Source organism: Streptomyces sp. sk2.1 (assembly GCF_008120935.1).
Taxonomy (GTDB): Bacteria; Actinomycetota; Actinomycetes; order Streptomycetales; family Streptomycetaceae; genus Streptomyces.
Map to the genome: position 1 here is coordinate 41,801 of NZ_RDBO01000067.1, position 24,654 is coordinate 66,454.

19 protein-coding genes and 9 pseudogenes are annotated in these 24,654 nt (G+C 69.8%); 15 read left to right on the forward strand and 13 right to left on the reverse strand.

Annotated elements, in window-relative coordinates; translation table 11 throughout:
- Positions 1 to 376 precede the first annotated feature (376 nt).
- Positions 377 to 547: a hypothetical protein gene (locus EAO76_RS23915; protein WP_262375697.1), complete on the forward strand. Its 171-nt coding sequence runs from the start codon at positions 377 to 379 to the stop codon at positions 545 to 547.
- Here EAO76_RS23915 and EAO76_RS23920 read toward each other — a convergent pair.
- The 6 genes and pseudogenes from EAO76_RS23920 to EAO76_RS23955 all read right to left on the reverse strand — a co-directional run bounded on the left by EAO76_RS23920 (position 534) and on the right by EAO76_RS23955 (position 7,442).
- Positions 534 to 1,052 (reverse strand): pyridoxamine 5'-phosphate oxidase family protein, encoded by a 519-nt coding sequence (locus tag EAO76_RS23920; RefSeq protein ID WP_148838014.1) that lies wholly within the window; start codon positions 1,050 to 1,052, stop codon positions 534 to 536. The genes EAO76_RS23915 and EAO76_RS23920 overlap by 14 nt on opposite strands.
- A gap of 417 nt (positions 1,053 to 1,469) precedes the next feature.
- Positions 1,470 to 3,173 carry a hypothetical protein gene (locus EAO76_RS23925; protein WP_262375698.1) on the reverse strand — a complete coding sequence of 568 codons (1,704 nt, stop codon included), beginning with the start codon at positions 3,171 to 3,173 and terminating at the stop codon, positions 1,470 to 1,472.
- Positions 3,170 to 3,499 carry a helix-turn-helix transcriptional regulator gene (locus EAO76_RS23930; protein WP_148838015.1) on the reverse strand — a complete coding sequence of 110 codons (330 nt, stop codon included), beginning with the start codon at positions 3,497 to 3,499 and terminating at the stop codon, positions 3,170 to 3,172. The genes EAO76_RS23925 and EAO76_RS23930 overlap by 4 nt, the downstream gene beginning before the upstream one ends.
- A gap of 146 nt (positions 3,500 to 3,645) precedes the next feature.
- Positions 3,646 to 4,510, reverse strand: a pseudogene (locus EAO76_RS47705) (carbon-nitrogen hydrolase family protein).
- Entirely contained in the window at positions 4,438 to 5,748 is a 1,311-nt protein-coding gene (locus tag EAO76_RS23950) for a site-specific integrase (RefSeq protein WP_262375699.1), read from the reverse strand. Before EAO76_RS23950 ends, EAO76_RS47705 begins: the two are co-directional and overlap by 73 nt.
- A 248-nt stretch (positions 5,749 to 5,996) precedes the next feature.
- Positions 5,997 to 7,442, reverse strand: coding sequence for an MFS transporter (locus EAO76_RS23955; protein WP_148838017.1), 1,446 nt, complete (start codon positions 7,440 to 7,442; stop codon positions 5,997 to 5,999).
- Positions 7,443 to 7,541: 99 nt separating this feature from the next.
- Here EAO76_RS23955 and EAO76_RS23960 point away from each other — a divergent pair, with 99 nt between their 5' ends.
- On the forward strand, positions 7,542 to 8,435 hold the full coding sequence (locus EAO76_RS23960) for a helix-turn-helix transcriptional regulator (RefSeq protein ID WP_262375700.1): 894 nt from the start codon (positions 7,542 to 7,544) through the stop codon (positions 8,433 to 8,435).
- Between the two features lie 143 nt (positions 8,436 to 8,578).
- Here the strand turns inward: EAO76_RS23960 and EAO76_RS23965 are convergent.
- Both EAO76_RS23965 and EAO76_RS23970 read right to left on the reverse strand, forming a co-directional pair.
- A pseudogene (locus EAO76_RS23965) lies at positions 8,579 to 9,566 on the reverse strand (MsnO8 family LLM class oxidoreductase).
- A gap of 142 nt (positions 9,567 to 9,708) precedes the next feature.
- Positions 9,709 to 10,091, reverse strand: a pseudogene (locus EAO76_RS23970) (MBL fold metallo-hydrolase); the annotation flags it as partial.
- Here EAO76_RS23970 and EAO76_RS23975 point away from each other — a divergent pair.
- Positions 10,082 to 10,513 (forward strand): annotated as a pseudogene (locus tag EAO76_RS23975) (IS5 family transposase); the annotation flags it as partial. The pseudogenes EAO76_RS23970 and EAO76_RS23975 sit on opposite strands and share 10 nt — an antisense overlap.
- Before the next feature lie 127 nt (positions 10,514 to 10,640).
- On the opposite strand, the gene EAO76_RS23980 reads toward EAO76_RS23975, so the two are convergent.
- A complete protein-coding gene (locus tag EAO76_RS23980; protein WP_148838019.1) occupies positions 10,641 to 11,378 on the reverse strand; it encodes an SDR family oxidoreductase in 738 nt (245 codons plus the stop codon).
- A gap of 92 nt (positions 11,379 to 11,470) precedes the next feature.
- On the opposite strand from EAO76_RS23980, the gene EAO76_RS23985 reads away from it, so the two are divergent.
- The 5 genes and pseudogenes from EAO76_RS23985 to EAO76_RS24010 form a co-directional block, all read left to right on the forward strand.
- The gene (locus tag EAO76_RS23985) at positions 11,471 to 12,334 is read left to right on the forward strand and encodes a LysR family transcriptional regulator (RefSeq protein WP_148838020.1); all 864 of its coding nucleotides are present in this window, start codon (positions 11,471 to 11,473) and stop codon (positions 12,332 to 12,334) included.
- A gap of 246 nt (positions 12,335 to 12,580) precedes the next feature.
- A complete protein-coding gene (locus EAO76_RS23990) occupies positions 12,581 to 12,952 on the forward strand; it encodes a hypothetical protein (protein ID WP_148838021.1) in 372 nt (123 codons plus the stop codon).
- Between the two features lie 270 nt (positions 12,953 to 13,222).
- Positions 13,223 to 13,348 (forward strand): annotated as a pseudogene (locus tag EAO76_RS23995) (IS5/IS1182 family transposase); the annotation flags it as partial.
- A 278-nt stretch (positions 13,349 to 13,626) separates the two neighbouring features.
- A complete protein-coding gene (locus EAO76_RS24005; RefSeq protein ID WP_148838023.1) occupies positions 13,627 to 14,226 on the forward strand; it encodes a DinB family protein in 600 nt (199 codons plus the stop codon).
- 67 nt (positions 14,227 to 14,293) lie between these two features.
- Positions 14,294 to 14,929: pseudogene (locus tag EAO76_RS24010) on the forward strand (PP2C family protein-serine/threonine phosphatase); the annotation flags it as partial.
- 71 nt (positions 14,930 to 15,000) lie between these two features.
- On the opposite strand, the gene EAO76_RS24015 reads toward EAO76_RS24010, so the two are convergent.
- Positions 15,001 to 15,807 carry a hypothetical protein gene (locus EAO76_RS24015; RefSeq protein WP_148838025.1) on the reverse strand — a complete coding sequence of 269 codons (807 nt, stop codon included), beginning with the start codon at positions 15,805 to 15,807 and terminating at the stop codon, positions 15,001 to 15,003.
- Positions 15,808 to 16,362: 555 nt separating this feature from the next.
- On the opposite strand from EAO76_RS24015, the pseudogene EAO76_RS24025 reads away from it, so the two are divergent.
- From EAO76_RS24025 to EAO76_RS24040, 4 genes and pseudogenes are all read left to right on the forward strand, one after another.
- A pseudogene (locus tag EAO76_RS24025) lies at positions 16,363 to 16,590 on the forward strand (transposase); the annotation flags it as partial.
- An 82-nt stretch (positions 16,591 to 16,672) separates the two neighbouring features.
- Positions 16,673 to 17,839 carry a low temperature requirement protein A gene (locus EAO76_RS24030; protein ID WP_148838026.1) on the forward strand — a complete coding sequence of 389 codons (1,167 nt, stop codon included), beginning with the start codon at positions 16,673 to 16,675 and terminating at the stop codon, positions 17,837 to 17,839.
- 61 nt (positions 17,840 to 17,900) lie between these two features.
- A pseudogene (locus EAO76_RS46555) lies at positions 17,901 to 18,028 on the forward strand (HNH endonuclease); the annotation flags it as partial.
- Positions 18,029 to 18,288: 260 nt separating this feature from the next.
- A pseudogene (locus EAO76_RS24040) lies at positions 18,289 to 19,501 on the forward strand (IS110 family transposase).
- A 6-nt stretch (positions 19,502 to 19,507) separates the two neighbouring features.
- Here the strand turns inward: EAO76_RS24040 and EAO76_RS24045 are convergent.
- Positions 19,508 to 19,843, reverse strand: coding sequence for a hypothetical protein (locus EAO76_RS24045; protein WP_148838027.1), 336 nt, complete (start codon positions 19,841 to 19,843; stop codon positions 19,508 to 19,510).
- Positions 19,844 to 20,023: 180 nt separating this feature from the next.
- Positions 20,024 to 20,383, reverse strand: a complete 360-nt coding sequence (locus EAO76_RS24050; RefSeq protein WP_148838028.1) for a hypothetical protein — start codon at positions 20,381 to 20,383, stop codon at positions 20,024 to 20,026.
- A gap of 718 nt (positions 20,384 to 21,101) precedes the next feature.
- On the opposite strand from EAO76_RS24050, the gene EAO76_RS24055 reads away from it, so the two are divergent.
- The gene (locus tag EAO76_RS24055) at positions 21,102 to 21,668 is read left to right on the forward strand and encodes an alkylmercury lyase family protein (protein WP_262375701.1); all 567 of its coding nucleotides are present in this window, start codon (positions 21,102 to 21,104) and stop codon (positions 21,666 to 21,668) included.
- Between the two features lie 416 nt (positions 21,669 to 22,084).
- Here the strand turns inward: EAO76_RS24055 and EAO76_RS24060 are convergent, their stop codons facing one another.
- On the reverse strand, positions 22,085 to 22,516 hold the full coding sequence (locus EAO76_RS24060; RefSeq protein WP_148838029.1) for a hypothetical protein: 432 nt from the start codon (positions 22,514 to 22,516) through the stop codon (positions 22,085 to 22,087).
- Positions 22,517 to 23,652: 1,136 nt separating this feature from the next.
- On the opposite strand from EAO76_RS24060, the gene EAO76_RS47345 reads away from it, so the two are divergent.
- Positions 23,653 to 23,820, forward strand: coding sequence for a hypothetical protein (locus EAO76_RS47345; RefSeq protein WP_316248367.1), 168 nt, complete (start codon positions 23,653 to 23,655; stop codon positions 23,818 to 23,820).
- 45 nt (positions 23,821 to 23,865) lie between these two features.
- Positions 23,866 to 24,588 (forward strand): bacterial transcriptional activator domain-containing protein, encoded by a 723-nt coding sequence (locus tag EAO76_RS24070; RefSeq protein ID WP_316248368.1) that lies wholly within the window; start codon positions 23,866 to 23,868, stop codon positions 24,586 to 24,588.
- Positions 24,589 to 24,654: the final 66 nt, after the last annotated feature.

Below are 24,654 nucleotides of genomic sequence, written 5' to 3' on the forward strand. Positions count from 1 at the left end.
CGACGCCCTCGGCTACCACGACGCCCTCGGCCACCACGACGTCATCGCGACCCGCCTCGCATCCGAGGTCGGAGAAGTCTGGAGTCGCTACGCCGACGACCACGTACGGTCACCAGCAGGTTGGGCCCCAGGCGGAACTGGCGACAGTTGAATAGGCGAGCCCACCAGTATCAACCCCCGGGAGTCCCGTAGGTTCACGCAAACTGAAGGGTTCTCGGTGGGAACTCAAGGGTCCGTCGTCGTGCTCTGCGGAGTTGCTTCCGTGGGTTCGGGGCCAACTCGCGACCTTGCCGTTCCTGGTCCCCTGGACCGGCAAGACGCCGAGCGGCCCCCTGCTCGAACGCAGCGAAGCGGAGTTGAGAGCTTGGGGAAGGAGTTGAGAGCTTGGGGGCGGGGCAGCCTCGGGTCGCTGCTGTACCGGCGGGCGCTGGGCGAGGCCGTCGCCACGGCGCTGGCGGTACGCGACGGCGCGCCGTCGACCGGCCCCGCACCCACGTACGCGCAGGTGCAGTCCCTCGTCGACGGGCCCGGCGTCACGTGCCGGTGAGCTTGTCGAGGTCGGGGGCGTAGACGGTCATCCAGTGCGGGTTCAGCCGGTAGTAGACGACCTCGCGGTTCCAGTCGAAGGCGTCGTCGCCGTAGAAGTCCTTCAAGTAGGCGAGGAGTTCCTGCCAGTCGGCCGTGGTCTCGGCGTCCTCGGGGTTCAGCTCCTCCACCGTGCCGTGGGTGAACACGCCGAGGTCCTCGCCGCGCATGTGCGCGACGCTGGCGGCCGGACGGGCCGCGAGATGACGGGCCTTGGCGGCGTTGCGCGCCGTGCCGAAGTGCCACCGGCCGTGCAGGAAGTGCCCGTCGGCGCCGCTGATCCGCGGTTCGCCCTTTGCGGTCACCGTGGAGAGGGCGAGCGTGCACATGCCGGTGAGGACCTCGGTGAGCTGCGCCGCCGTGATGGTGCGGCCCTCGACGATCGAGCGGAGGTGTGCGGTCGAGCCGGAGAGGGAGGAGCCGAGGAGGGACTGGAGCTTGTTGAGTTCTTCTGGGGTTTCGCGCATACGTCCATCGTCGGCCGTAAACCCGACACCCTCTGTCGTCATTGATGAAGCAGCGGTGAGGTTGCTCCGCGCGGGTTGCGCTCGGTGCTGCGTGGATGGCAACAGGTGGGGGACGAACGCCGGGACATGTTCATGTATTCGCGGTTGATTGACGAGCTGTGATGCCGTTGGTCCTGCTGTCAGGCCGCACGACGCGGTGTTCCCTTGAACTGATTGAGCAGCCATGATGTGCCGCCGTGACGGATTTCGTGGTTCCTCTCGCCATCGCAGTGATCGGGTTAGTGGCAACCGGCTTGGGAGCGGTTGTTGGGGCGCGGGCAGCTAAGTTCGGCGCGGAAAAGAACGCCGAAGCCGTCCGGCGGCAAGTACAGGACCAAGGTGCCGTCGAGCACGGTCACTGGATGCGCCAAGAACGCCTCAACACCTACGAGAGCTTTCTTGAAGCCTGGGATGAGTGCCTGCGCCTCTCCCAAGGATCTGCTGACGCCGACTCCAAGTCGCGTCAATCCGGGCCGAGTTCTTTTCCCGAGGGCGATGCCGAGTGCTCGGCTGCCTGTTCCAGTAGTGCCGTGCGGAGTCCGCGTAGCGCATCGCGGTCTTCTCGTCGAGCCCGAACACCTCGGCGAGGTGAAGCGGATCGGGCCCGTGGGTCAGGGCCTCTTCGAGCTGCCGGTCGACGCGGAGCCGCTCCAGCGTCGCGCCCTGGCTGCGCATCGAGGAGCTGATCCAGTGGTTGCTGGCGCGGCTGGTCTTGGTGGCGGTCTGGTTGTTGATCAGCAGATGGAGGTTCGCGGTGCTCGGCCACCGGTTTCGCCGGTGCTCCAGCCAGTCCAGCAGCGGTTTCAGGGTGAGGTCGTCGAGCGGGCGGACGCGTCCGGCGATGGTCGGCCGTCGGTTGCCGAGGTCGACGTCGTCGAGCATGAGCATGCCGATCTGGGCGACCCGGGCGGCGTGCACCGCGGCGAGGGCGAGGATGAGCCGTGTTGCCGGGGCGGTGGCCGCCGCGACGGACCGGCCGACCTGGGCGGGGACCAGCGGCTGCAGCACGCCGTACTCGTACTGGCCGGCCTTGATCCGGTAGGTCGGGTTGCGGAAAAGCAGCCCATTCCGCTTGGCCCAGGTGAACAGCGAGTGCAGGGCCACGAGTTGGTCACGCCGCTGGTGGCCGTGCAGTGTCTTGATGTAGGTCAGGACGTCGTCGCGGGTTACTTCCCGCAGATGGTCATAGCGGTCCGACCATTCCAGCAGGGCCGGCCGGACACGGTTGAGGTAGAGCCAGACCGTGCCTTCCCGTCGCGGGAGGCTGCGGGGGCCACCGTCGCGCAGGACGCGGGTCCAGCGCTCGGCCTCCGCGCGGATGCCGGGTGCGAGACCCTGCAGACGCTCGGCGAGCCAGCCCTCGAAGGAGGGTTCGCTGTCGTCCTTGAAGATCCCCATCTCCTCCAGGACCGTGACGACGTGGCCGACCGGGAGGTCGCGGGACCGGAGCGGGGTGAAGATCTCGCTGTGCCGGATGACGTCGCCCTCGACGTACCCGGTGAGGACAAGGGCCAGGCCGCGGTTGACGGCGAAGCGGATGTTGCGTCCCCAGCCCCGTGCCTCGGCGAACCGGTGAGCGAGGTACTTCGCCCAGGTCAGCCAGGGGCTGGTCAAGTCGACGCCGGAGGGGTCGAGACGGCCGTAGTCGCGCGGGACCTGTCCGAACAGCGGCAGCTGTCTCCAGTCGGCATTCGGCCGCCAGGCCGGCGCGGGCGGCGGCTTGCGAGGGGCGCCCCGCCGTCCACCGCGTCGCCGAGGGGCGGGTGCCGATCCGTTGCGGTGGTGCATGCCCATGAAGAACAGCTGATGGTGCCGGACCGCGTTGAGGCGGGCCCTCATATCGGCCTTCGCGGCCAGCCGGTCGACAGCGGTCTGGGCGCCCAGCCGGGCCTGGCACCAGCACAGACGACAGAAATCCCACTTCAGCGGCTGGACACGGCGGCAGCCGACGCAGACGGCCGTCGCGTGGCTGCGGCCGAACATGTAGCAGGTCGGGCAGAGCCGTCCGCTGAAGTCGCCCCAGGCCAGGCAGCCGTCGCAGGAGTCGGTGGGCTTGCGGTGGCCCTTCGGATACCGGCTCATGCAGGCGGCAGCGACCGGCCGTCGCGACGCTTGGGCACCACCGCCGGAACCGGTGCTGCGGCACCGACAGCGGTCCGGCTGGTGTTCTCCTTGCCGGGGCGGGTGACCTTCTGCGGTTCCGGGATCAGCAAGTCGCCGATTTCGCAGCCCAACACGACGCAGATGACGTCCAGGTCGTCCAGCTTGAGGGAGACCGGCTGGCCGGACCACAGCCCGGACATCTTGCCGGCCGAGATCACCAGGCCGTGCTCGGCCAGACTCCGCTGGAGCTCGGACGCCTTCCAGATACCCTTGTTCGCGGCGGTCAGCCGCAGGTTCCACCTCATCGGGCCAGTCCTTCCAGCCGCCTCGCGGCCCGTTCCATTCCGGCGACCCAGGCGTCCTCGACCCGGGTCTGCTGCACGTGTAATGGTGGGCTCGGGTATTGCAACCTCCCGAATGCCTGCCTGAGGGCGACCGCCCTTTGCGCCGTTTACATTGATATGCCCCGTCCTTCATAGGACAGCCTGAGCAGGTCTTGCCGCCGCTGGTCGAGGTACCAATTGCCGGACTGGTCGAGATCGATGGTGGTTCGGATGACGGCGGTGTCGCCGGAGGTCACCTCGGCCAGGACCTCTCCTCGCGGCGAGATGATCATGCTGGGGCAGTGCTGGTGAGCGTCCGCGACATTTGCCGCAACGACGAACCGCTGGTTCTCCGCTGCGCGGCTGATGAGGTGGCTTCTCCAAACCCCAGCTGGCTCGGCCGTATTTGCGGCGTGGGTGAGATAGATGAACGCCTGTGCTCCGCTGCTGGCAAGGTGCTGCCATTGCTCGGGGAAGCGGATCTCCCGGCAGATCTGGACACCGAGGCTGACTTGCCCGCCGGTCATCGGGATGGAAAGGGGGGGAGAGGTCGGTCCCCGCTTCCAGTCGGCCGCGTTCGTTCATCGCCAGGTTGATCTTCCGGTAGATCCACCTCGCGCCGTTGGGTGAAAAATAGACGGCGGCGTTGCTCCAGACTCCCTGGTCGAAGAGCAACGTGCCGCAGAACAGATGGACCGCTTTCCGCTGCGCCAGGTCGGCGACACGGTCTGTGGCGTGCGCCAGGGCCAGAGTGTCGAGGTCGTCCAGGACGGACAGGTCAGGCCCGTAGCCTGACAGTGCGCCCTCGGGCAGGACGACGATGTCGTCGGGCCGGGCTTCGGCCAAGACCTCGGAGATCAACTCCACATTCCGCTTAACGTCCCAGGTGATAGGGAACTGTGCGACCGTTAGCGATACCTTCATGAATCCTTCTTCCGGCGGCTGATCTCGGCTGCGTATGCCGCCCAGTCTCCGGCGGCGGCTCGCTGCCATTTGACGGCGACGGTGATGTCGATGCCGAGGGTGCGGGCGAGGACAGCGGCGGGCAGCTCGGTGGCGAGCTGGAACAGTGCGGTCGAGCGGGCTTGCGCGAGCCGGATGCCGAGTTTGCGGAGTCGTTCGCCCATGGCCCAGGCGCTGATCGGGCGGCCGGGTTGGCCTCCGGGGATTCTGTGTGTCGCTGTGACCACGCGACCTGCGGTTTTCTCGCCCGTCTGATGCAATTCCCGAGGGTTGATATACCGCATTGTGGCGGCGATCCAGGAATATCCCAAAACCTCCTGGATTGCGAGCAAGTCCAGCCCATTTCCATAGAGCTGGGACGCGCAGAAATGCCGCAGGACGTGCGGCGTCAACTTGTCCAGCCAGCCCGGCAGATGAGCCTTGACCGCGTTGTCGAGCCCGTTGCGCAGAGCGTCGTCGCCGATCCGGCGGGCGGAACCGTCGGTGTTCTTCCGCTCGCTCGGGAACAGCGGGGCGCCGGGCCGGATGTGATCGGCGTCGAACTGGCCCCACACGTCTTCGATGAACCACCGAAGCGTCCGGTCGGCGCCATTGATCAGCGGAACCATCCGCTCGCGCGGCCCAGAGCCGCGGGCCCCCTTGCCGTGGCGGACGTGGAGCTTGCCGAAGCGGCCCAGGTCCCACTTGATGTGGTCCAGGTCGAGCCCACACGCCTCGCTTACCCTCAGGCCGACCTGGGACATCAACTTCGAGGCGGTGCAGTTCCGGGCGGTCGGGGCGAACTTCCGGCAGGTGGCCGGCTCGCCGCCCCAGCCGGTGAACAACGTCCCGATCTCCGGCTCGCTCGGCGGGATCCGCAGCTGGGCGTCCTTGGCCCCGCGCGGCCGGTTCATCTCGTCGATCGGGCACTCGACCACCCGGCCGGTCATCCGGTGGATCTCGACCTTGTGCCGCAACTCCAGGAACATGAAGTACGTGCTCAACGCCTGCGACCGGCCCAGCCGAGTGCCACTGGGCGAATGCCGCAGCACCTTCCCGAAGTACACGTCCGCGTCAGCGGGCTCCATGTTCCACAGCGGCCGGCCGAACCAGGACCTGATCTGATCCAGGTGACCGACGTCCCCGCGGATAGTGCCGTCCGCCAGCCCTGCCCAGGCCCGCGCCAGGACGAACCCTGACAGTACGTCGGTCTCGAACCGCTCCAGCTCCTCCGCCGACGCGGGCGCCCAGTGCTCACGCAGGTCCCGTACGACTGCCAGCGCCGCCAACCCGAACCTCCTCGCCTTCGACCCGACTGCGAATCGGTCGGACGAGGTGAGAGCGCTTCAAGAATCCCGAAGTTACGTCACAAGCCGGCAGAGCACACGAAGGAGGAAGAACCCCCTGGCCACGAGCCCAGAGAGTCAGCGGAGCTCAGGGGAACTCGCGGGATGTCGCACAATCACACGAGTCCGCCCCGACGGCCAGGGCTCATGAGAAACCCAGGCCGCGAAGAACACCAGCACATCCACATGCGTCAGGCCGCCCCGGCCGGTGCGATACGGGCGGCCAGGAAGGCGAATGCCAGCGCAAGGGCGGCCTGCACCGTCACGGCGACGGCGAAACCGTGGGGCAGTCCGGCGGCGGGACCGCCCGCCGTTGCGGTGGCCACCGCGTGGAAGACGCCTCCAAGGAGCGCCACGCCCAGGCCCAGACCGAGCTGCTGCAACGTGGTGAAGAGCCCACCGGCCACACCCGCCGCCCATGTCGGTGTGCGGGACAGGACCGTGCGCAGGACCGGCCCGTACATCAGGGCCTGAGTGACACCGAGCACGATCAGGAGCGGCTGCAGGGCCGACGGAGACCCACCGTCCGCGCCGTTCACGATGAAGGCGAGGCCCAGGAGCACAGCCGCCTGCCCGATGGCCGCACCCGTCATCGTCCAGCGTCCGGTACGGCGCTCCACGGCCGGCAGGGCGAGGGCGGTGACGACGAACGCCGCGCCGAACCCGAGCAGCAGCACGACGGCGCCCCAGGCGTCCACGCCGAACGCGCCCTGGCAGAGCGCCGAGAACTCGTACAGGAAGGCCCCGTAACCGGTGAAGAACAGCAGCGTCATGATCAGGCCCTGGCGTACGGCAGGGGTGCGCAACACGCTCGGCGGTACGACGGGCAGTTCGTCGCGGCGCTCCGCGGCGCGTTGCGAGCGGACGAAGACGGCGAGCACCGCACCGCCTGCGGCCAGCATCGCGAGCACCGGGGCAGGACCGCCTGCGGAGGTGCCGAGCGTCAGGGGCACCACGACGAGGAGCAGGCCCGCCCCGAGGAGCGCGGCCCCGCGCAGATCGAGCGCGAGCGGTGCTGTCGAGCGCGACTCGGGCACGGTGCGCAGGGCGAGCAGCGCGACCGCTCCTATCGTCCCGGTGAGTATCTGGACGAGCCGCCAGCCCCAGTGGTCACCGGCGGCCTGGGCCACGGCGCCCGCGAGGAGCTGTCCGGTGACGGTCGCGATGCCGCTGATGGCGGCGAACAGTGTGACGCCCAGCGCCCGCAGCTTCTCCGGCGCCGTGGACTGGATGATGGACAGGACCTGCGGGGTGAACAGTCCCGCGGCGATGCCCAGTACGGCGCGCAGCGCGACGAGTGTGACCAGGTTCGGTGCGAGTGCGGCGAGAACGGAGGCCACGCCGAACGCGCCGACGCCGATCGCGAGCAGCCGACGCCGTCCGAACCGGTCGCCCAGACGCCCCGCGACGACGAGGGTCGCGGCGAACGCCGTGGTGTACGCGGACAGCACGAGCTGCCCGCCCGACACGGTCACACCGAGATCATCGGTGATCGCGGGTTCGAGCAGGTTGACCGACCCGAACGTCATGTTCACGGGCAGGTAGGCGACGAGCAGGACGGCGAGGCCGGCGCCGGTGAGGGCGCGCGCCGGGTGCGACGCCACAGCGTGCGCGGTGGGAATGGTCTGTGTGGTCATGACCACGACCCTGCGCCCCTCGTCATCCTGGTACCAGGGGCCCAGCTATAGGGGTACCAGTACTACCTGGACCCACCGGCCCCGAGCCATGACACTGGGATGGTGACGTCTTCGACACCCGACCGCAGCACCCTCGGCGCCTTCCTGAGAGCCCGCCGCGCCCGCATCACCCCCGGTGAGGTGGGCCTGCCCGCAGGCGGCCGACGCCGCACGCCCGGTCTGCGGCGCGAGGAGGTCGCGCAGCTCGCCGGCGTCGGGGTCACCTGGTACACGTGGCTCGAACAGGGGCGGGCCAAGAACGCGTCCGACCAGGTACTGAACGCGGTGGCGCGCGTCCTGCGCCTGGATGCCACCGAGCACCGCCACCTGATGGTACTCGCGGGCCGCGGCACGGCCACCGAGCCAGGACCGCCCATGGACCTGCGCCCCGAGCACACCGCCGTCCTGGCCAAGCTGCTGCCGTACCCGGCCGCCGTACAGACTGACTGCTACGACCTGGTTGCGGCCAATCGCACCTACCGGTACCTGTTCGCCGACCTGGACGCGTACCCGGTCGAAGAGCGCAACTGTGCCTGGCTCATGTTCACCGAACCGAGCTGGCGCAACAGTCTGGTCGACGAGGACAGCGTTCTTCGCGAAATCACCGCGAGGCTCCGCACCCGCCAGCCGGAACACCGCGACGACCCCCGCTGGAACGCGCTGATCACCCGGCTGCGCCAGGAGTCGCCGGACTTCGTACGGCACTGGGAGTCGTACGAAATCGTGGGCGACCGCACCCAGCTGCGCCGCTACCAGTCACCGCGCGTCGGCGCCCTCGACGTCCAGTTCCAGAGCCTGTGGCTGGACCGGGTGCGGGGCGAGCGGATCATCGTCATGACGCCCACCGACGTCGCCACAGCCCAGCGTCTGGAACGCCTCGACTCGCTGGTCGGCGCCGCACCGGCGTGGACCTCCCGTGGCGACTCCGCCGACGGTTCGGCCGCAGGGGCCTGAGGACCGGCCGGTGGTGCGGTCACCGGCGCAGAGCCACCACGGTCTCCACCACCGCACGGACCAGCGCCACCTGCTCATCGCGCAGCGCCTGCAGAGCCCCGACGACATCCGTAGGCGTCGGCGATGAGTTCGGTGGAGCGCAGTCAGGCCCGGAGGGAGTGGCCGACGCTGCCGATCATGAGTTCGTCGGCGCCGGAGTCCCGCTGAACCTGGTTCAGGTGGGCGGTGACCTGGTCGGGGATGCCGTGGGGGATGTGGTGCAGCCAGCTGTCGATGGCCTGGCGTTCCTGGGCGTCGTAGGCGCAGGCGTCGGCTTCCTCGGGCGAGGGCAGCAGGTAGGACTTGCGCTGGAACATGCGGAGCATGGCGTGCGCGAGGTGCCGGCCTGGCGGGCCTGTCGCGCGTCGTCGGATGCCGCGACGGTGAAGCTGACCAGCGCGTACGGCTCGGCCAGCGCCTTGGAGAGGGTGAAAGGCGCAGGGCGGCCACGACGTCGCGGGGGTAGAAGTGGGCGGCGAAGGCGAACGGCAGGCCGAGCCGGGCGGCGAGCCGCGCCGAGTAGCCGGAGGAGCCGAGCAGCCACACCGGCAGGCGGCCGACGGTCGGGGCAGCGCCGTTGAGACGGTCCTGGGCGGGGCCGGGCACGGCGTAGGGGTACTCGGCAGGGAAGTCGTCGCCGAGGAAGTGCAGCAGTTCGACGACTTGTTGGGGGAGGTCCTCGGCGCCGCTTGTGCCGCGGCGCAGGGCGGTGGCGGCGGCGGTGGCGTGGTCGGTGCCGGGGCACGGCCCAGGCCCAGGTCGATGCGGCCGGGGCGAGGACGTTGAGCATGCCGAACTGTTCGGCGACGACCAGCGGCGGATGGTTGGGCGGCATGATCCGCCCGCGCCGAGCCGCAGCCTGCTGCTCTCCGCGGTGAGCCGGGCGAGCAGGACGGGCGGACTGGAGGTGGAGACGCCGGGCATGGCGTGGTGCTCGTTCATCCAGTAGTGGGTGAAGCCGCGCCGGTCGGCGAGCCGGGCGAGCTCGATGCTGCCGGCCAGCGCCTCCGCGGCGGTCTGCCCGGTGCCGGTCATGGCGGAGTCCAGGACGGACAAGGCGGCGGGGGCGGTGCCGTGGCGGGTGCCGCAGATCGGGTCGGTCCTGGTGGTGCGGGTCCTTCAGGTCTGCGGTTCTTCGGCTTCGGGGTGTGCGGGGAGGCAGTGGGCGCCGGCCGACAGCCGCGGCAGGCCTCTGTCGGCCGGCGCCCGGTGTGCGTGCCTTACGGGGGCGGGGTCAGCCACGGATGCCGAAGTCGACGCGGTCGGCGAAACCGGCGTCGGCGAAGGCGGCGGCGAGGTGGTCGCGGCCCTCGGTGAAGTGGGCCCAGCTGTCGTAGTGGACGGGGACCACGCGGGCGGCGTCGAGGATCTTCGCGGCCTCGGTGGACCGGGCGCTGTCCAGGACGATCACCTTGCCGTCGAAGAGCCCGGTGAAGCGGGGTGCTCCGGCGAAGAGGAGGGCCGTGTCGACGGGGCGAAACGTTCGGCGATTTCCCTGACCGCGTCGAGGGAGGCGTTGTCGCCGCTGACGTAGCCGGTGGGCAGGCCCTCACCGGCCAGGACGAACCCGACGACCTCGCCGGTGATCGGCCCGACCTCCTCGCGCGGGCCGGGGCCTGCCTCTGGCCGTCGTCGTCACGCCGGGCAACGTCAACGACTTCACCGTCTTCGGCGAGGTCCTGAACGCCGTGCGAGTGCCCCGGGCAGGCGTCGGCCAGCCGCGCCGCAGGCTCGACGCGGTCATCGCCGACAAAGCGTACTCATCACGGGCGATCCGCCAGACGCTGCGAGGCCGGGGCAGCCGGGCGGTGATCCCGGAGAGGGCCGACCAGAAGACCGACCACGTGCGGCGCGGACGGGCCGGAGGCGGACCGCCGGCCTTCGACCGCGACCTCTACAAGGGCCGCAACGTCGTCGAACGCTGCTTCAACCGGCTCAAGCAGTTCCGCGCCATCGCGACCCGCTTCGACGAACTCGCCGCCTGCCACCGGACCGGACTCCACCTCGCGGCGCTCATCCTCTGGCTCCGCGAACCCAGCTGTCCTGTCGTGTTGGGTTTGTCTGTGGATCTTGTGCTCAGCTGCGGGGTTGCCAGGTTCGGTGAGAACGCTCGGCTTGGGACTCTCAGCGCATCTGGTTTCTGCGGAATCCACGGCGAGTTCGTGATCACCAGGGGACGACGCCGTCGTCCTCGAAGAACGAACCGGTCGGGCCGCCGTCGGGCAGCGTGGCGAGCCGGATCGCCGTGGTCGCGCCCTGTTCAGGAGTGCGGGGCCCTTGGAAGCCCGTGAAGTCGGTCGCGACCAGACCCGGGCAGGCGGCGTTGATCAGGATGTTCGTACCGGCGAACTGCCGGGCGTACTGCACGGTGAGGGCGTTGAGGAACGACTTCGACGGCGCGTAGGCCGCCATGACCGGGCCGATCTCGATGTCCGGGTCCGATTGCCGGGTCAGGGAACCGACGCTGCTGGAGACGTTGACGATGCGTGGCGAGGCCGAGCGCCGCAACAGGGGCAGCACCGCGTTGGTGACCCGGACGACACCCATGACGTTGGTGTCCACGACCGTGCGGAGCACCTCCAGGTCGAGCGCGGTCGGGTCCTGCACCCACCTCGGGCCCATCTCGCCCGAGATGCCGGCATTGTTGACCAGGGCGTCCAGACGCCCGGCCAGCCGTTCGATCAGTTCCGCGGCATCAGTGACGCTCCGGTCGTCGGTCACGTCCAGCGGTACCCCGAACGCGTCCACGCCGACGGCGCGCAGCTCCCCGACGGCGGTTTCGCGCCGGGCCGCGTCGCGGGCTCCCACGCCCACGCGGTATCCGAGGCTGCCCAGCCCGGCCGCGATCTCGTACCCGATGCCCTTGTTCGCGCCGGTCACCAGCGCAATCATCGTTTCGCTCATGCTGATGATGTTGGCTCGCGGACGAGTGGCGCGGCCAACACCGATACGGTGCCCTGTCATACTTTCCGGGTATCACCGCGTATGCTGCGGCCGTGGACACCCTGGAAACCCGCGAGTTGAGGTACTTCGTGGCTGTCGCCGAGGAACTGCACTTCGGACGCGCCGCCGAGCGCCTCGGCATGGCCCAGCCGCCGCTGTCGCGGGCGATCCAGCAGCTCGAACGGCGCCTCGGGGTCCGCCTGTTGCAGCGCAACCGCCGCGGTGTCCGCCTGACCGGTGCCGGAGAAGTGCTGTTGCACGAGGGCCGGGCGGCCCTCGACGCGACCGCTGCCGCCGCTCGCCGCACCCGGCGCGCGGGCGGTGCCGACAGCCCTGGCGGCCCCCACGGCCGGCTGGTCCTTGCGGTGAAGGCCGCCGCGTCGCACGAACTGCTGCGGAAGCTCCTCGACGCCTACGCGGCCGAGCCCGGCAGTGCCGAGATCGAGGTGCTGCTGTGCGGTCCGTGCGAGCAGGAAGGGCTGCTGCGCGACGGACGTGCCGATGTCGCACTCATGCACGCGCCGTGGAACTCCCTCGCGGGGTTCGACAGCGAGGCACTGACGACCGAAGGGCAGGTCGCCATCCTGCCCGCCAAGCACCCTCTCGCCGCCCGCGAGACCTTGTCCCTGGCCGATGTCGGGGACATCCCGGATCTGCCGCTCGCCCGCTGGCCCACCCACGGCACCTACGCACCCGGACCGGGCCCCGAGATCCACAACCAGACGCAACTGGCCCAGTTGATCGCTCTCGGACGCACCGTGGCGGTCGTCCCCGACTCCGCTCGCTCCTGGCTGTGGGCCGAGCACACCGCCGTCCCCTTGACCGACGCACCTCCCGTCGTGACCCACATCGCCTGGCCCGCGCACAGCCGCTCCCTCGCCCTGGCCGACCTGGTCCGCACGGCCGCACGGCTGTGACCAGGCCCTGCCGCGAACGCCCGGAATTCGAAACGGTGAGAATCCGACAACACGGATGAGATCCGGTGAGAATTCGTCAGCTCCGGTGCGACAGAAAACCAGCCAAGATCATTTGCCAGGCAGGGCCTGGCCGCATTGGTGACAGATGTTGCGCTCAGGTGACAGATAACGTGCTCCGGTGCAATCGGCCAGCGCCCCGCGGCCTGTCTCCCCGGACTTGAAATCGAACGCACATATCATTCAGGCGTGGCTGAAAACCCCTTCCCCGATGCTCTCCGCGCTACTCGGATCCGTCTGCACCAGGCCACCGCGGAGCTCACCGCGCTCGGGCGCGCCCTGCCCTGGTCCGTGGAGCCGCACGACGGGTGGCCGGGCAAGGAGCACTCGCACACCGGTGAGGTCACGGGCGGCCGGCCGCCGTCGCCCGGCTGGACGGACGAGCAGAAGGCCGCCGTCGACGAGTTCCGCCAGGAATGCCTGGCCCTGTCGGAGACCGTCAGCGCCCACCCGTACTGGGCGGACTTCGCCGGCGGGGCCCTGGTGGACCGGCGGATGGAACTGAAGTCGATCACACGGCCGGGTACCGTTCCGGAAGCCGAGGCCATCCCCGCGGCCTGACCCGATGGCCCTGCCCGCCCCCACCGGCACGCCGACCCTCGGCGCTGTACGGGCAGGCCCCGGAGGAGCCCATCGGACCATGACCACCGCGGGCGTCCGCACCCTGCACACCCTCCCCGACCGCGCAGCCCGACGGCACCCTTGAGGGCGGCATTCGCGCCGCCCTCGCCATAAACACCGGGGCACCCCCGCGCCGGCGGGGTTGTCTTTGAACCGTGTGCCGATCAAGCCAACTCGTGCGAATGCAGGCGAGGGAGCGATCACCACGACGAACGCTCACACGCCCGGGTCATGCACGCCCGCAGGCACGCGCGGGACTACGAACGGCTCGTCCAGCACTCGGAATCGCTCATCACCTGGGCCGCGATCACCCTGATGACCAGGCGCATCACCCGCCGAAACTCCCGCAGGAGCGGACAGCCTGCCTCCCGCGAGGCCCACCGCGACTGATCCTCTCGGCACTGACGGCCAGCAGTGCCACCTAGAGGTCACCGGCCCTCAGGTCCGCCCAATTCTCGCACCACCACGACGACTTCATCAGCGCAACCGGCAACATCGAGGCCGGTGTCCTGTTGCCCGGAAAACCCGGGTCGCGCTGCCGGACGGCATAGCCGGGGTCGCCCTGCGGCCACCAGGTCGGCACGCTCTGCTCTACGGGTCTGTAGTGTGCTGAAATGACAAGAAGCGAGCGGCTCGCGGAGCAGTTGGACTGGTACTGGCGCAAGAACCTGCGGCCGCGGCTGGACGGTCTTACCGATGAGGAGTACTTCTGGGAGCCGGTGCGCGGCTGCTGGAGCATCCGCCCACGTGGCACGTCGGCCGCACCGATGTCGGCAGGTTCGGGGAAGTGGACGATGGACTCCGCGTCCCCTGACCCGGTGCCGGCGCCGGTGACCACGATTGCCTGGCGGCTGGCGCACATCATCGTCTCGTGCCTGGGCTATCGGGTCGGATGGTACTTCGACGGCCAGGACGTCGACTCCCAGACATTCGCCTACGCGGGGACCGCTGACGAGGCGCTGAAACAGCTCGATGAGATGTATGGGAGATGGAACGCGGGGGTCCGCGAGCTCTCGGACGCTGACCTGGAGAATTCGCCCACGGTGGGTCCCGAGCGGTTTCCCATGGAGGGGATCGTCCTGCACGTCAACAGGGAGCTGATCCATCACGGCGCCGAGATTTCCCTGCTGCGCGACCTCTATCGCCGGCAGGACGGAGGCATACCGCGCCGAGGAGCCGCCCCCGCCACCCAAACCCCGCCGTTCGAATTCTGAGCTGGGCAAGCGCCCAGACACCACGGGTGGCCATGTCATGCCCGGCTCGGAAACAGGCGCCTAGGGTGCGTCGATACTGTACCGGCCCGCCGTCCGCGCGCTGGAGGTGGGCGGTGACTGGTACGACCTGGTGGAGCTGCCGGGCGACCGGCTCGGGGTCGCCGTGGGCGACGTGGTCGGTCACGGACTGTCGGCGGCCACCGTCATGGGGCAGCTGCGCAGCGCGCTCAGTGCCGCCTCCCGCTCCTGCGGCGGCCCGGCCCGCGCTCTGGAGATCCTGAAGCTGCACGCCGACTCCGTCGTGGGGGCCGAGAACACGACGGTGGCCAGCGCGGTCGTCGACTGGGACGCCCACCACATCACGTACGGCGTCGCCGGTCATCTGCCGCCGGCCCTGCTGCGGGGCGACGGCACCGTGGAGTTCCTGGACAGGGCCACCGATCCGCCGCTCGGCGCCCGCTGCGACCCGGGGCCCTGGCCGCAGGCGGCGGTGCCCTTCACCAAGGGCGCGTTCCTCGTGCTGTACCCCGACGGCCTGATCGAGCGCCGGAACGAGGACATCGACACCGGGCTCGACCGGCTCGCCGCCTCCCTCGCCCGCCACCACGGGGCCGGGGCCGAAGTGCTCGTCGACGCGCTGCTGGCGGCTCTGCTGCCGCCGACGGGCGCCGACGACGACACGGCCCTCGTCATCGTCCCGCTGCAGGCGCCCGGCCATGCACGCCCCGCGCCCCGGAGCCGTCCGCCGGCCCCGGAACGCGGAGCGCGAAAGGTCTACTCGGGCGCCTCGATCGTCACCGGCTTGCCCAGGTCGTAGAAGTGCTGCGTGGTCGTGCTCATCACGCCGGCCGTCCGGGACTCGGCCTGCCCGCCGTAGGGCGTGAAGTCGTCCCCGAACCAGAGGATGTGCTCGCGCACGGCCGCGCCCATGAATGTGTACGGCTTCTTGTTCACGATCCGCCACGCCGTGACGTCCTCCCCGTTCTCCAGGGAGAGCACGGGCCGCTCCTGCTCGACGGTCCACTCCGGCGCCGACGCGATCATCTGGGCCGTCATCTCCGGATCGGCGAGCGCGCGGTAGAGCTTCCCGGTGGCGGCCACGATCTGCTCCTGCGGGTCACTGCTGTTCTTGTCCCCCTTGACCCACTTGCCGAGCCCCGGCGTCTTGATCCACTCGTCCTCGCCCTTGAAGACGTACGCCTTCTCCCCCTCCGGCCCCGTCATCGACCCGGCCAGCGCGGGCTCGTCCCCGAAGAGGAACCGCGACGTCCCCGACTCGTCCCCCGACTGCACGGCCTCCGTCCCCGATCCGTACGCCTTCAGGGCGGCCACCAGGCACTTCGACAGGGCCGAACCGGCCAGGGTCGTACCGCCCTTGAGCTGGAGGCCGTCGCACTCGGACGGGGTGGCGAAGGCCGGGGACGACGCCTTGGGGCTCTCGTTCCCGGGCGCGGGCCGGCCGGACGACGATTCCGAACGCGTCGGCTCGGCCGACCCGTCCGACGAGGAGCAGCCGGCCAGGAGGCCGACGGCGAGGAGGGTTCCTATGCACGCGTAGGGGCGCGGACGTACAGGTCTCATGTTGTTCGAACTCCACTGGTCACGGACAGCCCGCGACCGCGGGCCGTCTTATGGGCTCTCGCAAGCGAATCCATAGCCCCGCACCACCGGTCGTGAAGGTGTTCGCTTCACGGGCCGCGGATGCGGGCCTTGGGATCCTACTGACTTCGGATTGTTGGGGTGAATCTACGCGAAGTCCCTGGACTGCTGCACAGTTGGGTGTCGCGGTGGCAGCGCAACGGGTCGGCGTCGTCGGACCGGTCGGCCGAGCCTGCACCGGGCGGGCGGATGCGGGAGGCCGAGCGCGCCGAGCTGGAGCGGCTGCGGCGGGAGATGGGCGAGAAGAACAAGCGGATACGCGAGCTGGAGGTGGAGCGTGATGTCCTCAAGCGATGCATGGTCCTCTGGGAGAAGCGACCGGGACGGACCCGGCCGCCCCGGCCGTGTTCATCGGTAACCGGAGGACCAAGCACCGCGTCCCGCACCGTCTGGCCTGCAGAGCCCTTACTGATCGTTTCAGAATGAGTTCAGCGTGAGGGCTTGGCGACCGGGGCTGGCAGGGGCAGAGTGGTGCGGGTGTCGGATGATCTTGTGCCTGATGACCTGTGGGAACGCATCGCTCCGCTGCTGCCGCCCCGGCCGCCGCGGCGTCATCGGTATCCCGGGCGGTTGCCGGCGGACGACCGTGCGGCTCTTCGGGGCATCGTGTACGTGCTGCGCAAGAACGTCAGCTGGAGAGACGTGCCCGCCGAGCGGACCGGCTGCAGTGGGGTGACGGCCTGGCGGCGGCTGCGGGACTGGACCGCACCCTGCCCGCCCCCCAACAGCCCCTGGCAAACGCGGACGCTCCGCCCGGCCCTCAACGCAGACAGAGGAGACTTCGATCATGAGCAGCGTCCCCGAGTCGCAGAGGCTGCGGCGGGAGGTGTCCCCGCTGGAGCTGTTCTACGACCTGGTCTTCGTCTTCGCCGTCTCCCAGCTCTCCCACCACCTCCTGGAATACCTCACCTGGCGCGGCGCGGCGGAGACCGCCGTCCTGCTGGTCGCCGTATTCGGCACCTGGGCCTACACCAGCTACGAAGCCACCCTCCTCGACGTCCACCGTGACGTCACCCGCTGGATGATCGTCATCGTCATGGGTCTCGGCCTGTTCATGAACGCCGCGATCCCCGGCGCCTTCGCCGACCGGGCCTGGGCGTTCGTGATCCCGCTCCTCGCCATCCTTTTCTTCGCAGGCGCGGTCACGGCCCTGGCCGGCCGCACCGACGCCCTGCGCGAGCACTTCCGCCGCACCCTGGTCTGGATGGCGCTCTCCGCCCCCCTGTGGATCGTCGGCGCCGCGGTCAGCTCCGGCTCCCGCCTGTGGTGGTGGGCCGCCGCCGCCCTGATCGACCTCACCGGCACCTGGCTCGCCCACCCTCTGCCCGGCCGGACCCTCAGCGGCCGCGAGCTCGCCTTCGATGCCGAGCACATGCTCGAACGCCTCCGGCTGTTCTTCATCATCCTGCTCGGCGAGACCGTCCTCACCGCCGGTCGCGCGATGACTGAAGCCCCCGTCGACATCCCCAGCGTGCTCGCCACCGCCGGCGTCTTCACCGCCCTGGTGTGCCTGTGGGCCGCCTACTTCGGCGGCGGCGAAGACGTCATCACCACCGCCGTCACCACCTCCACCGACCCCGTGCGCTCCGTCCGTCTCGGAGTCAACAGCGCCTACCTCGTGCTGGCCGCCCTGGTCGCCCTCGCCGTCGGCAGCGAACTCGTCATCGCCCACCCCACCGGCCACGGCTCCACCACCCTCGCCCTCCTCCTCTTCGGCGGCCCGGCGCTCTACCTCGCCACCACCGCCTGGTTCTTCGGCACCACCGCCGGCGGCGCCTGGAAAGAACGCCTCCTTGCCGCCACCACCCTCGCCATCACCGGCGTGGCCGCCATCTGGCTGCCCCCACTCGCCTCCCTCGCCCTCCTCGACATCATCCTCATCGCCACCGCGGCCATCCTCACCCGCGCCCACCGACGCCTGACCACCTCGCTGAAGACCGCGGTCACACGCTGAAGAACGCGACCGCAGATCCCGGAATACCGCACGGTTCGAATGACGCTCCCTGCCAGCTGAGGCCTCGGCCTGGACCGCGGCCCGCCGCGAGGCCTACGCCAACGACCTCGGCCGGCGTCCTCGCTCGTGGCGGTCACCGCCCGCACCAACAGGTCCAAGGCCGACCAGGACCCCGCCGAGTGGCTCCCCGTTATCTTTTTCGCGGTCCTGCAATGGGGCCGCTGGCCTCCGGGCCCGGCATGACTGTGTCCCCCTGTCGAAGGCATGACCTGGAGGGGGTGGTGTCACCGGGCCCGGGAGGTGTCGTCGGAGACGCTGATGAGAGGTCCGGCCACCGTCCGGTCCGGCGCAACGCCGGACAGCTCGCGGGCGACAGGTCTGCATAACGTGGATGCGCGTGTACGACACCGATGCCGAGGCCGGCACGCTCAATTCCCTGAAAGGGCTCGATGTTCGACACCGAAGACGTGGGCGTGTTTCTCGGCCTGGACGTCGGAAAGACAACCCACCACGGCCACGGACTCACCCCGGCCGGGAAGAAAGCCTTCGACAAGCAGCTACCCAACACCGAGCCCAAGCTCCGCGAGCTGTTCGCGAAACTCCAGGCCAAGCACGGGACGGTGCTGGTCGTGGTCGACCAGCCGGCCTCGATCGGGGCCCTGCCGCTGGCGGTCGCAAAAGACATGGGCTGCCCGATCGCCTACCTTCCCGGCCTGACGATGCGACGGATCGCCGACCTGTATCCCGGTGAGGCCAAGACCGACGCCAGGGACGCGTTCATCATCACGGACGCGTCCCGCGCGATGCCCCACACGTTGCGGGCGATCGATAGCGAGGACGAGACGATCGCCGAGCTGGAGATGATCGTCGGCTTCGACGACGACCTGGCCAGGGAAGCGACCAGGGTCGCGAACCGGCTGCACGGGCTGCTGACCCAGATCCACCCGTCGTTGGAACGGGTGCTGGGGCCCAGGTTGCAGCACCCGGCGGTGCTGGCCTTGCTGGAACGGTTCGGTTCACCGGCCCAGATCCGCAAGGCCGGCAGGCGCCGCCTGGTCACCCTGTTACGGCCGAAGGCTCCGAGGATGGCCGAGCGGCTGGTCGAGGACATCTTCACCGCGCTGGACGAACAGAGCGTGGTGGTGCCCGGAACCGACGCGGCCGCACTGATCGTCCCGAGCCTCGCCGGATCCCTCGCCGCCGTCCTCGACCAGCGCAAACTCCTGGCCGGGCGGATCGAAGAACTCCTGGATGACCACCCTCTTTCCAAGGTCCTGACAAGGTCCTGACCTCGGTGCCGGGCATCGGAGTCAGGACCGGCGCACGAATCCTGATCGAGGTCGGCGACGGCAGCACCTTCCCCACCGCAGGCCACCTCGCCGCCTACGCCGGACTCGCCCCAGCGACCCGCAGTTCCGGATCATCGATCCGCGGCGAACAGCCCTCCCGCAGAGGAAATAAGCAGCTCAAACGGGCCTTCTTCCTCTCCGCGTTCGCCGCCCTGGGAGACCCCGCGTCCAGGACCTACTACGACAGAAGATCGCCCAGGGTAAGCACCACGCCCAGGCCCTGCTCTGCCTCGCCCGACGTAGGGCCGACGTCCTCTTCGCAATGCTCCGCGACGGAACCTTCCACGAGTCCCGGCCCACTGCAGTGGCATGAGACCGCTCACGACTCGCGCTGCATGGATGTCGAGAGGGGCGACTCGCAGTCGAACTCGAAAGTCTCTACGACGGCGTCAGCGGGGAACTCCGGGTGGTCGTGCCAGATTCCAGCCAAGGCGACCAGCAGGTTCCACGAGGCGGTTGCATGCAGCTCCGTCTCCCCTGAGCGCTCAGCCGGAGAGTTTCGGTGGAAGATCACCGCCGCGATCTGTTTGTTCGCGGCCAGGCGCAGGGCTGCGGCCGCGCGGCGGGCTTCGCCTTGAAGCGGAGCGGTTTCGGAGATGCGTGCCGACACGAAGCCGACCAGCCGCGCGACCTGGTCCCCAGTGATCCGTTCCACTCATACCCCCTGCGGCTAGCAACCCTACTCACCTGCGACGGCGCCAACTATCGCACCGGGCTGACACCACCACGGGCGACGAGGGCCCAGACAGCTTGACCCAAAAATAGGGGCACCCTCCAGACCTACGTACGCCCGCCTGCGACTGCCCCACTACGCCGGGGCAGTCGCAGGGACGCCTCATATCGCGGTGGTTTGCGGCCCGGTCCGGCGGCCTCTGTTGGACACCACGGCGCAGACCGCGAAGGTCACGCCGAACAGACCGAAGATGATCGCCAAGTTGCCCTTCGCCTGGATGCCGGCCCGCCGTGCTGCAGTCTCCCTTTCCCAGAGCGCCGCACCCTGTTGATTGGCCGACTGGTACTCGAAGAGGCACTTCATGTCCGCCTGAGTGGGTGCGGCGTCGCGATCAGCGCGGCAGTTGGAGTCCGCGTAAAGAGTCAACGCTCCGCTGGCGCCACCCAGTGGCTCATCAGCCACCTTGGAGGCCGCGTCCAACGCGACCGCCGACAGGATCACCGCCGTGATCATGCTGATCATGGCCACGACGATGCACAAGACAGTTCCGGCACTACGCCCTTGGGATGTCATGCCCTGGAGAGTAACGACACGCGTGAACCACCGCCCCACCAACCGAACTTACTGAGCAGTTCGCCGGATGCACCCGACTCGTCCCTGCCGGCGCCACGCCCTGCCGGGCACCTCATCAGCTCCAGGCACGGGCATCGGACGCGGGCGGGTGCCTCCCGAACTGCTGCCGAAACGCTGCTCCACGACGTGAACAGAGCCAGGCGGGCGACGGTGACATGCGGCGGGGGCGCAGCGCGGGCCGGGTCCCGGAGCAGTCCGGTCGGTCGACGACCCCGCGCGAAACCCCGGCCCCCCGTCCTGCGGCTGGCCCCGGCACCGCCCCGKMCGGGGCGGGCGAGGAAGGTGGTCGACGACGCGGCGGCAACGAGACCGCGGACGGCGGACGGGGCGGTGACCAGACCTCCGGGACCACGCCCCGCACAGCCGGGCCCCGCGGCCCCGCGGCCCCGCCGCCCCGCGGCAAGAACGAACTGTGTACCCGGACCCAGGCGTTACACCCCGGCCCGGACAGAACGACCAGGCACAGCAACGGGCCGGGCCACGGGGCCGGACGGCAGGGCGCAGCTGCGGGGCCGCGGCGGCCTGGCCCCGGCGGTCGACCGGGCAGGGCAGGCATCGGCGGACAGCCGAGCGGCGACACAGGACGGCGGGGCGGGGACTGCGTGCGGTGCACCAGGCCGTCCTGCGGCACTTTGCCGCCACCGGGATCGCACCGGAGCCTGACGAGCTGGAAGCAGCCGCCGCTTCAGCCGGCCGGACGGCCGGGCAGGTGCTGGAGGAACTGTTCCGCGAGGACTTCCTGACACTCGACGAGCACGGCCGCATCCGAGCCGCGTACCCGTTCTCCGCCGTACCGACCCGGCACCGGGTACGGATCACGGGAGGCATCGAGGCGTGGTCGATGTGCGCGATCGACGCGCTCGGCATCCCGCCGATGCTCGGCCAGGACGCGGTGATCACCTCCCTCGACCCGGTCACCGAAGAGGCGGTCACTGTCACGGCCACCAGCGGGCTGACGGTCTGGGAGCCGGCGGACGCCGTGGTGTTCGTCGGACAGCGGCCGGGTGGCGGCCCCGCAGCCACCACCTGCTGCGACGCACTGAACTTCTTCACCAGCAACGCCACCGCCCACGCCTGGGCGAAGGCGCATCCCACGATTCCCGGCCGGATCGTCGGGCAACAAGACGCGGAGAAGCTCGCCACGCAGACCTTCGGTCCATTGCTGGCCCCCTAACTCCCCGCCCTCGCACCTCAACGACCGAGTCTTTCCGCTCGCACCGGTCGGCCCGCACCACGTCCGACGCTTCGTTGACATCCGCTCGCCCGAACACGCACGCCATCGAGCCAGCCGCCTCGCACCACCGGAAGCTGATCTTCAACGAACAGCAGGTGACGAAAAGGCTGATCATCTACCGCAGGTGACAAGTAGCCCGAGTAGATGGTGACAGCCATCGCGCTTCGTCCGACGGCTTCCCCCAGCACGGCCGCCGCGCTCAGTGACAACTACGGGGCTCTGGCACAACGGGGCACTCTTCCTGTCCCCTCCTTCAGGCTGACTGGTATCTGCGCCGCCGCCCGCCCGCCCCGGCAAGCCAGGTCCTCTCCGGTCCCGGACTCTCCTCGAAGCCTACGGCTCCACCGGCCCGTCGCCTACGGGGTATGGCTGTGCTTGCAGATGGCGTCGCCGCCGTGGTGGCCGGCCATCTTCCAGAGCACGCGCTCGTCCGGGTCGGACGGCCCGGGAAGCGTAGCGGTGAGCTGGGACTCCCACGCGCCCAGGGCGTCGGCCACGGCCTCGGGCGTCACGCACGCCCGGCCCCGGTACGTGTACGTGTCGACGTCGGTGACCGCGGCCGACGACAGCTGGTCCAGCGCCGCGCGGGCGGTGCGGAGCGCGGCGATCGCGTCGGTGACGAGGGCGTCGCGGTGGGTCTCCTCCTGGTGGCGGGCGGCGCAGGTGGCGGCGCGGTCGTCGTGCTGGTCGCCGCGCACCGTCTTGGACGCCCCGCACCCGTCCCTCTCGCAGGTCCACCGGGACCAGACATCCCGGCGCTCCGTCCTGTAGCCCCTGCTGTACCCCACAGTGCTCCCCTTCTCCAGGCTTGGAGGGGTCAGTACATCAGCGGGGGCGGTGGTGTACGGCGGACTCGTCGAGGGGCGGCCCGCAAAGGGTGACGGGCGGGCCGGTGCCGGTCCGGGCGGGTGAATTTTTCCCTTGTGTACGCGGGCGCGAAACTATCCGAGTGCACCCAATTTGACCTGAAATAATGCGAGTTGACCTGACTTGCGATGGCCTGTCACGGTGTGGTGCATCGGGGCCGACCTGCCCGAGGAGCCGTGAGGAGATCGCTGTGGAGTCCTTGTCCTTGTCGCAGATCGGGCAGCGTGCGGGCGTGGGCCGCGTGGCTGTCGTCGCCTGGCGGCGTCGGCAACCGGACTTCCCGGAGCGCGCGTCAACGACACTGACAACTCCCTCACCGTCGGCGACCGCGGCCCACCCTGCTGGAGGACTTCCAGCTGCACGGAGGCTCACCCACTTCGACCACAAGCGCACCATCCATGGTTGTTCGAAAATGAATAAGCAAGGAGCTCAAACACCAGTAGGAGGCGGTGATCATGAGCACCGTTCCCGTGCCGCCCGATCCCGACATCACCTCCGTCCCGCCGCCTGAACCCCCATCGCCCCCGGGACCGCCAGAGCCGCCTGTGCCGCCGGATCCTCCGGCGCCGCCCGGGTCGCCCACACCACCGCCTGAGCCACCCCGCCCGGATGGCCCGGGTGTTCCCGGTCCCGAACCCGAGCCGGGACAGCCGCGCCCACCGGAGCCGCCCGACTGAACGCAGACCGATTGACGCGAGTGGGCCGGACAGATGATGGCGGCCCCATACATGCAACGCTGCCCCGGGCGACAGCGGATCGGGACCAGTACGTCCTGGCCACTCGGGTGCTCTGCTCTGCATTTCGCAGGGCCGCGAGGACGGCATCCTCAGCCTGTCACTGGGCTGAGGAACGGCAGAGCCAGCGGTACGGCGGGGGTACGGCGGGAGACGGAGGCCGGTCACGGCACAGCGGGAACAACGACAGGGCGGCCGGAGCCCGGCAACGCGAGGCAGGGCCAGCACGGCGACGGCCCGGCCCGGACAGCAGCGAACCGCAAGAGCCGCCCGAGCCGCCCTCCCCGAAAACCCCGAAGAACGAACCGGCCACCCCCGCACCCTTGCAGGCGCTCTCCGCATCCCGGGAACCCGGCCGCACCACGGCCGACGACCAGGAAACCGGCAACCCGGACCTGAGCGCGCCGGAGATCCGGGTCCTGGGACCGGTGGAAGTCGACGGGCCAGCAGCACCGGCCACGGTCCGCGCATCGCTCAGCCCGCTGCGCTGATGTACTTCCGCCCCGGGCAGACCGCCCGATGTGCTGTGCGCCGGCATGGACCCGCTCACCCCCTGGTCGGTGGCCACCCTCAACGCCCGGCTGCAGGGCATGCGCCGGGCCCTGGGCAACGACAGCGCCGGCAACCCCTACCGCCTCGCGCCCGCCGTGCGCTGCGACTGGGCCCGGTTCCTCCAGCTCGCCGAACGCGCCCTGCCCCAGGCCGCGGCCGGCCTGCCGGACCTGGAGAAGGCGCTGTCGCTCGTGCGGGGCCGCCCCTTCGGCACCCGGCCGCTGCCGTGGGCCGAGCCCTACCAGCAGGAGATGATCACGCGGATCGTCGACGTCGCGCACACCGTGGCCGCCTACCGCACCGCCGCCGGCCCCCACCACGACCTCGGCGCCGCCCGGCAGGCCATAGTCACAGGCCTCGAAGTCGACGAGCACGCCGAGCTCCTGTACCGGGACTGGATGCGGATCGAAGCAGCGGCCGGGAACCGGTCGGGGCTGCACACGGCGATCTCCCGCGTCCAGCAAGTCAACCGGGCCCTGGACTGCGACCTGGAACTGGAGACCGAACAGCTGATCAGCGAACTCCTCAACAGCCCTGCCCGAAGCTCCCCGCCGCCGCGCTCTAGGCGCAGTGCTCCAGGTGCCCTGAACAAAACCAGGCTCCGTCGCCGGCTGCGCGATGGCTACGAGGAGGCTCCGCAACTGGCCCTGGACCCTGCCCGGTCACCGAAAGGCGGGCTCTTGGACTGGCAGCGGCGCCCCGGCTGATCACCTGCCGGTGCGCCGTGGCCAACGCCGACGTTCCTCCTGCCGTCAGTACCGTGCCGGGGGCAC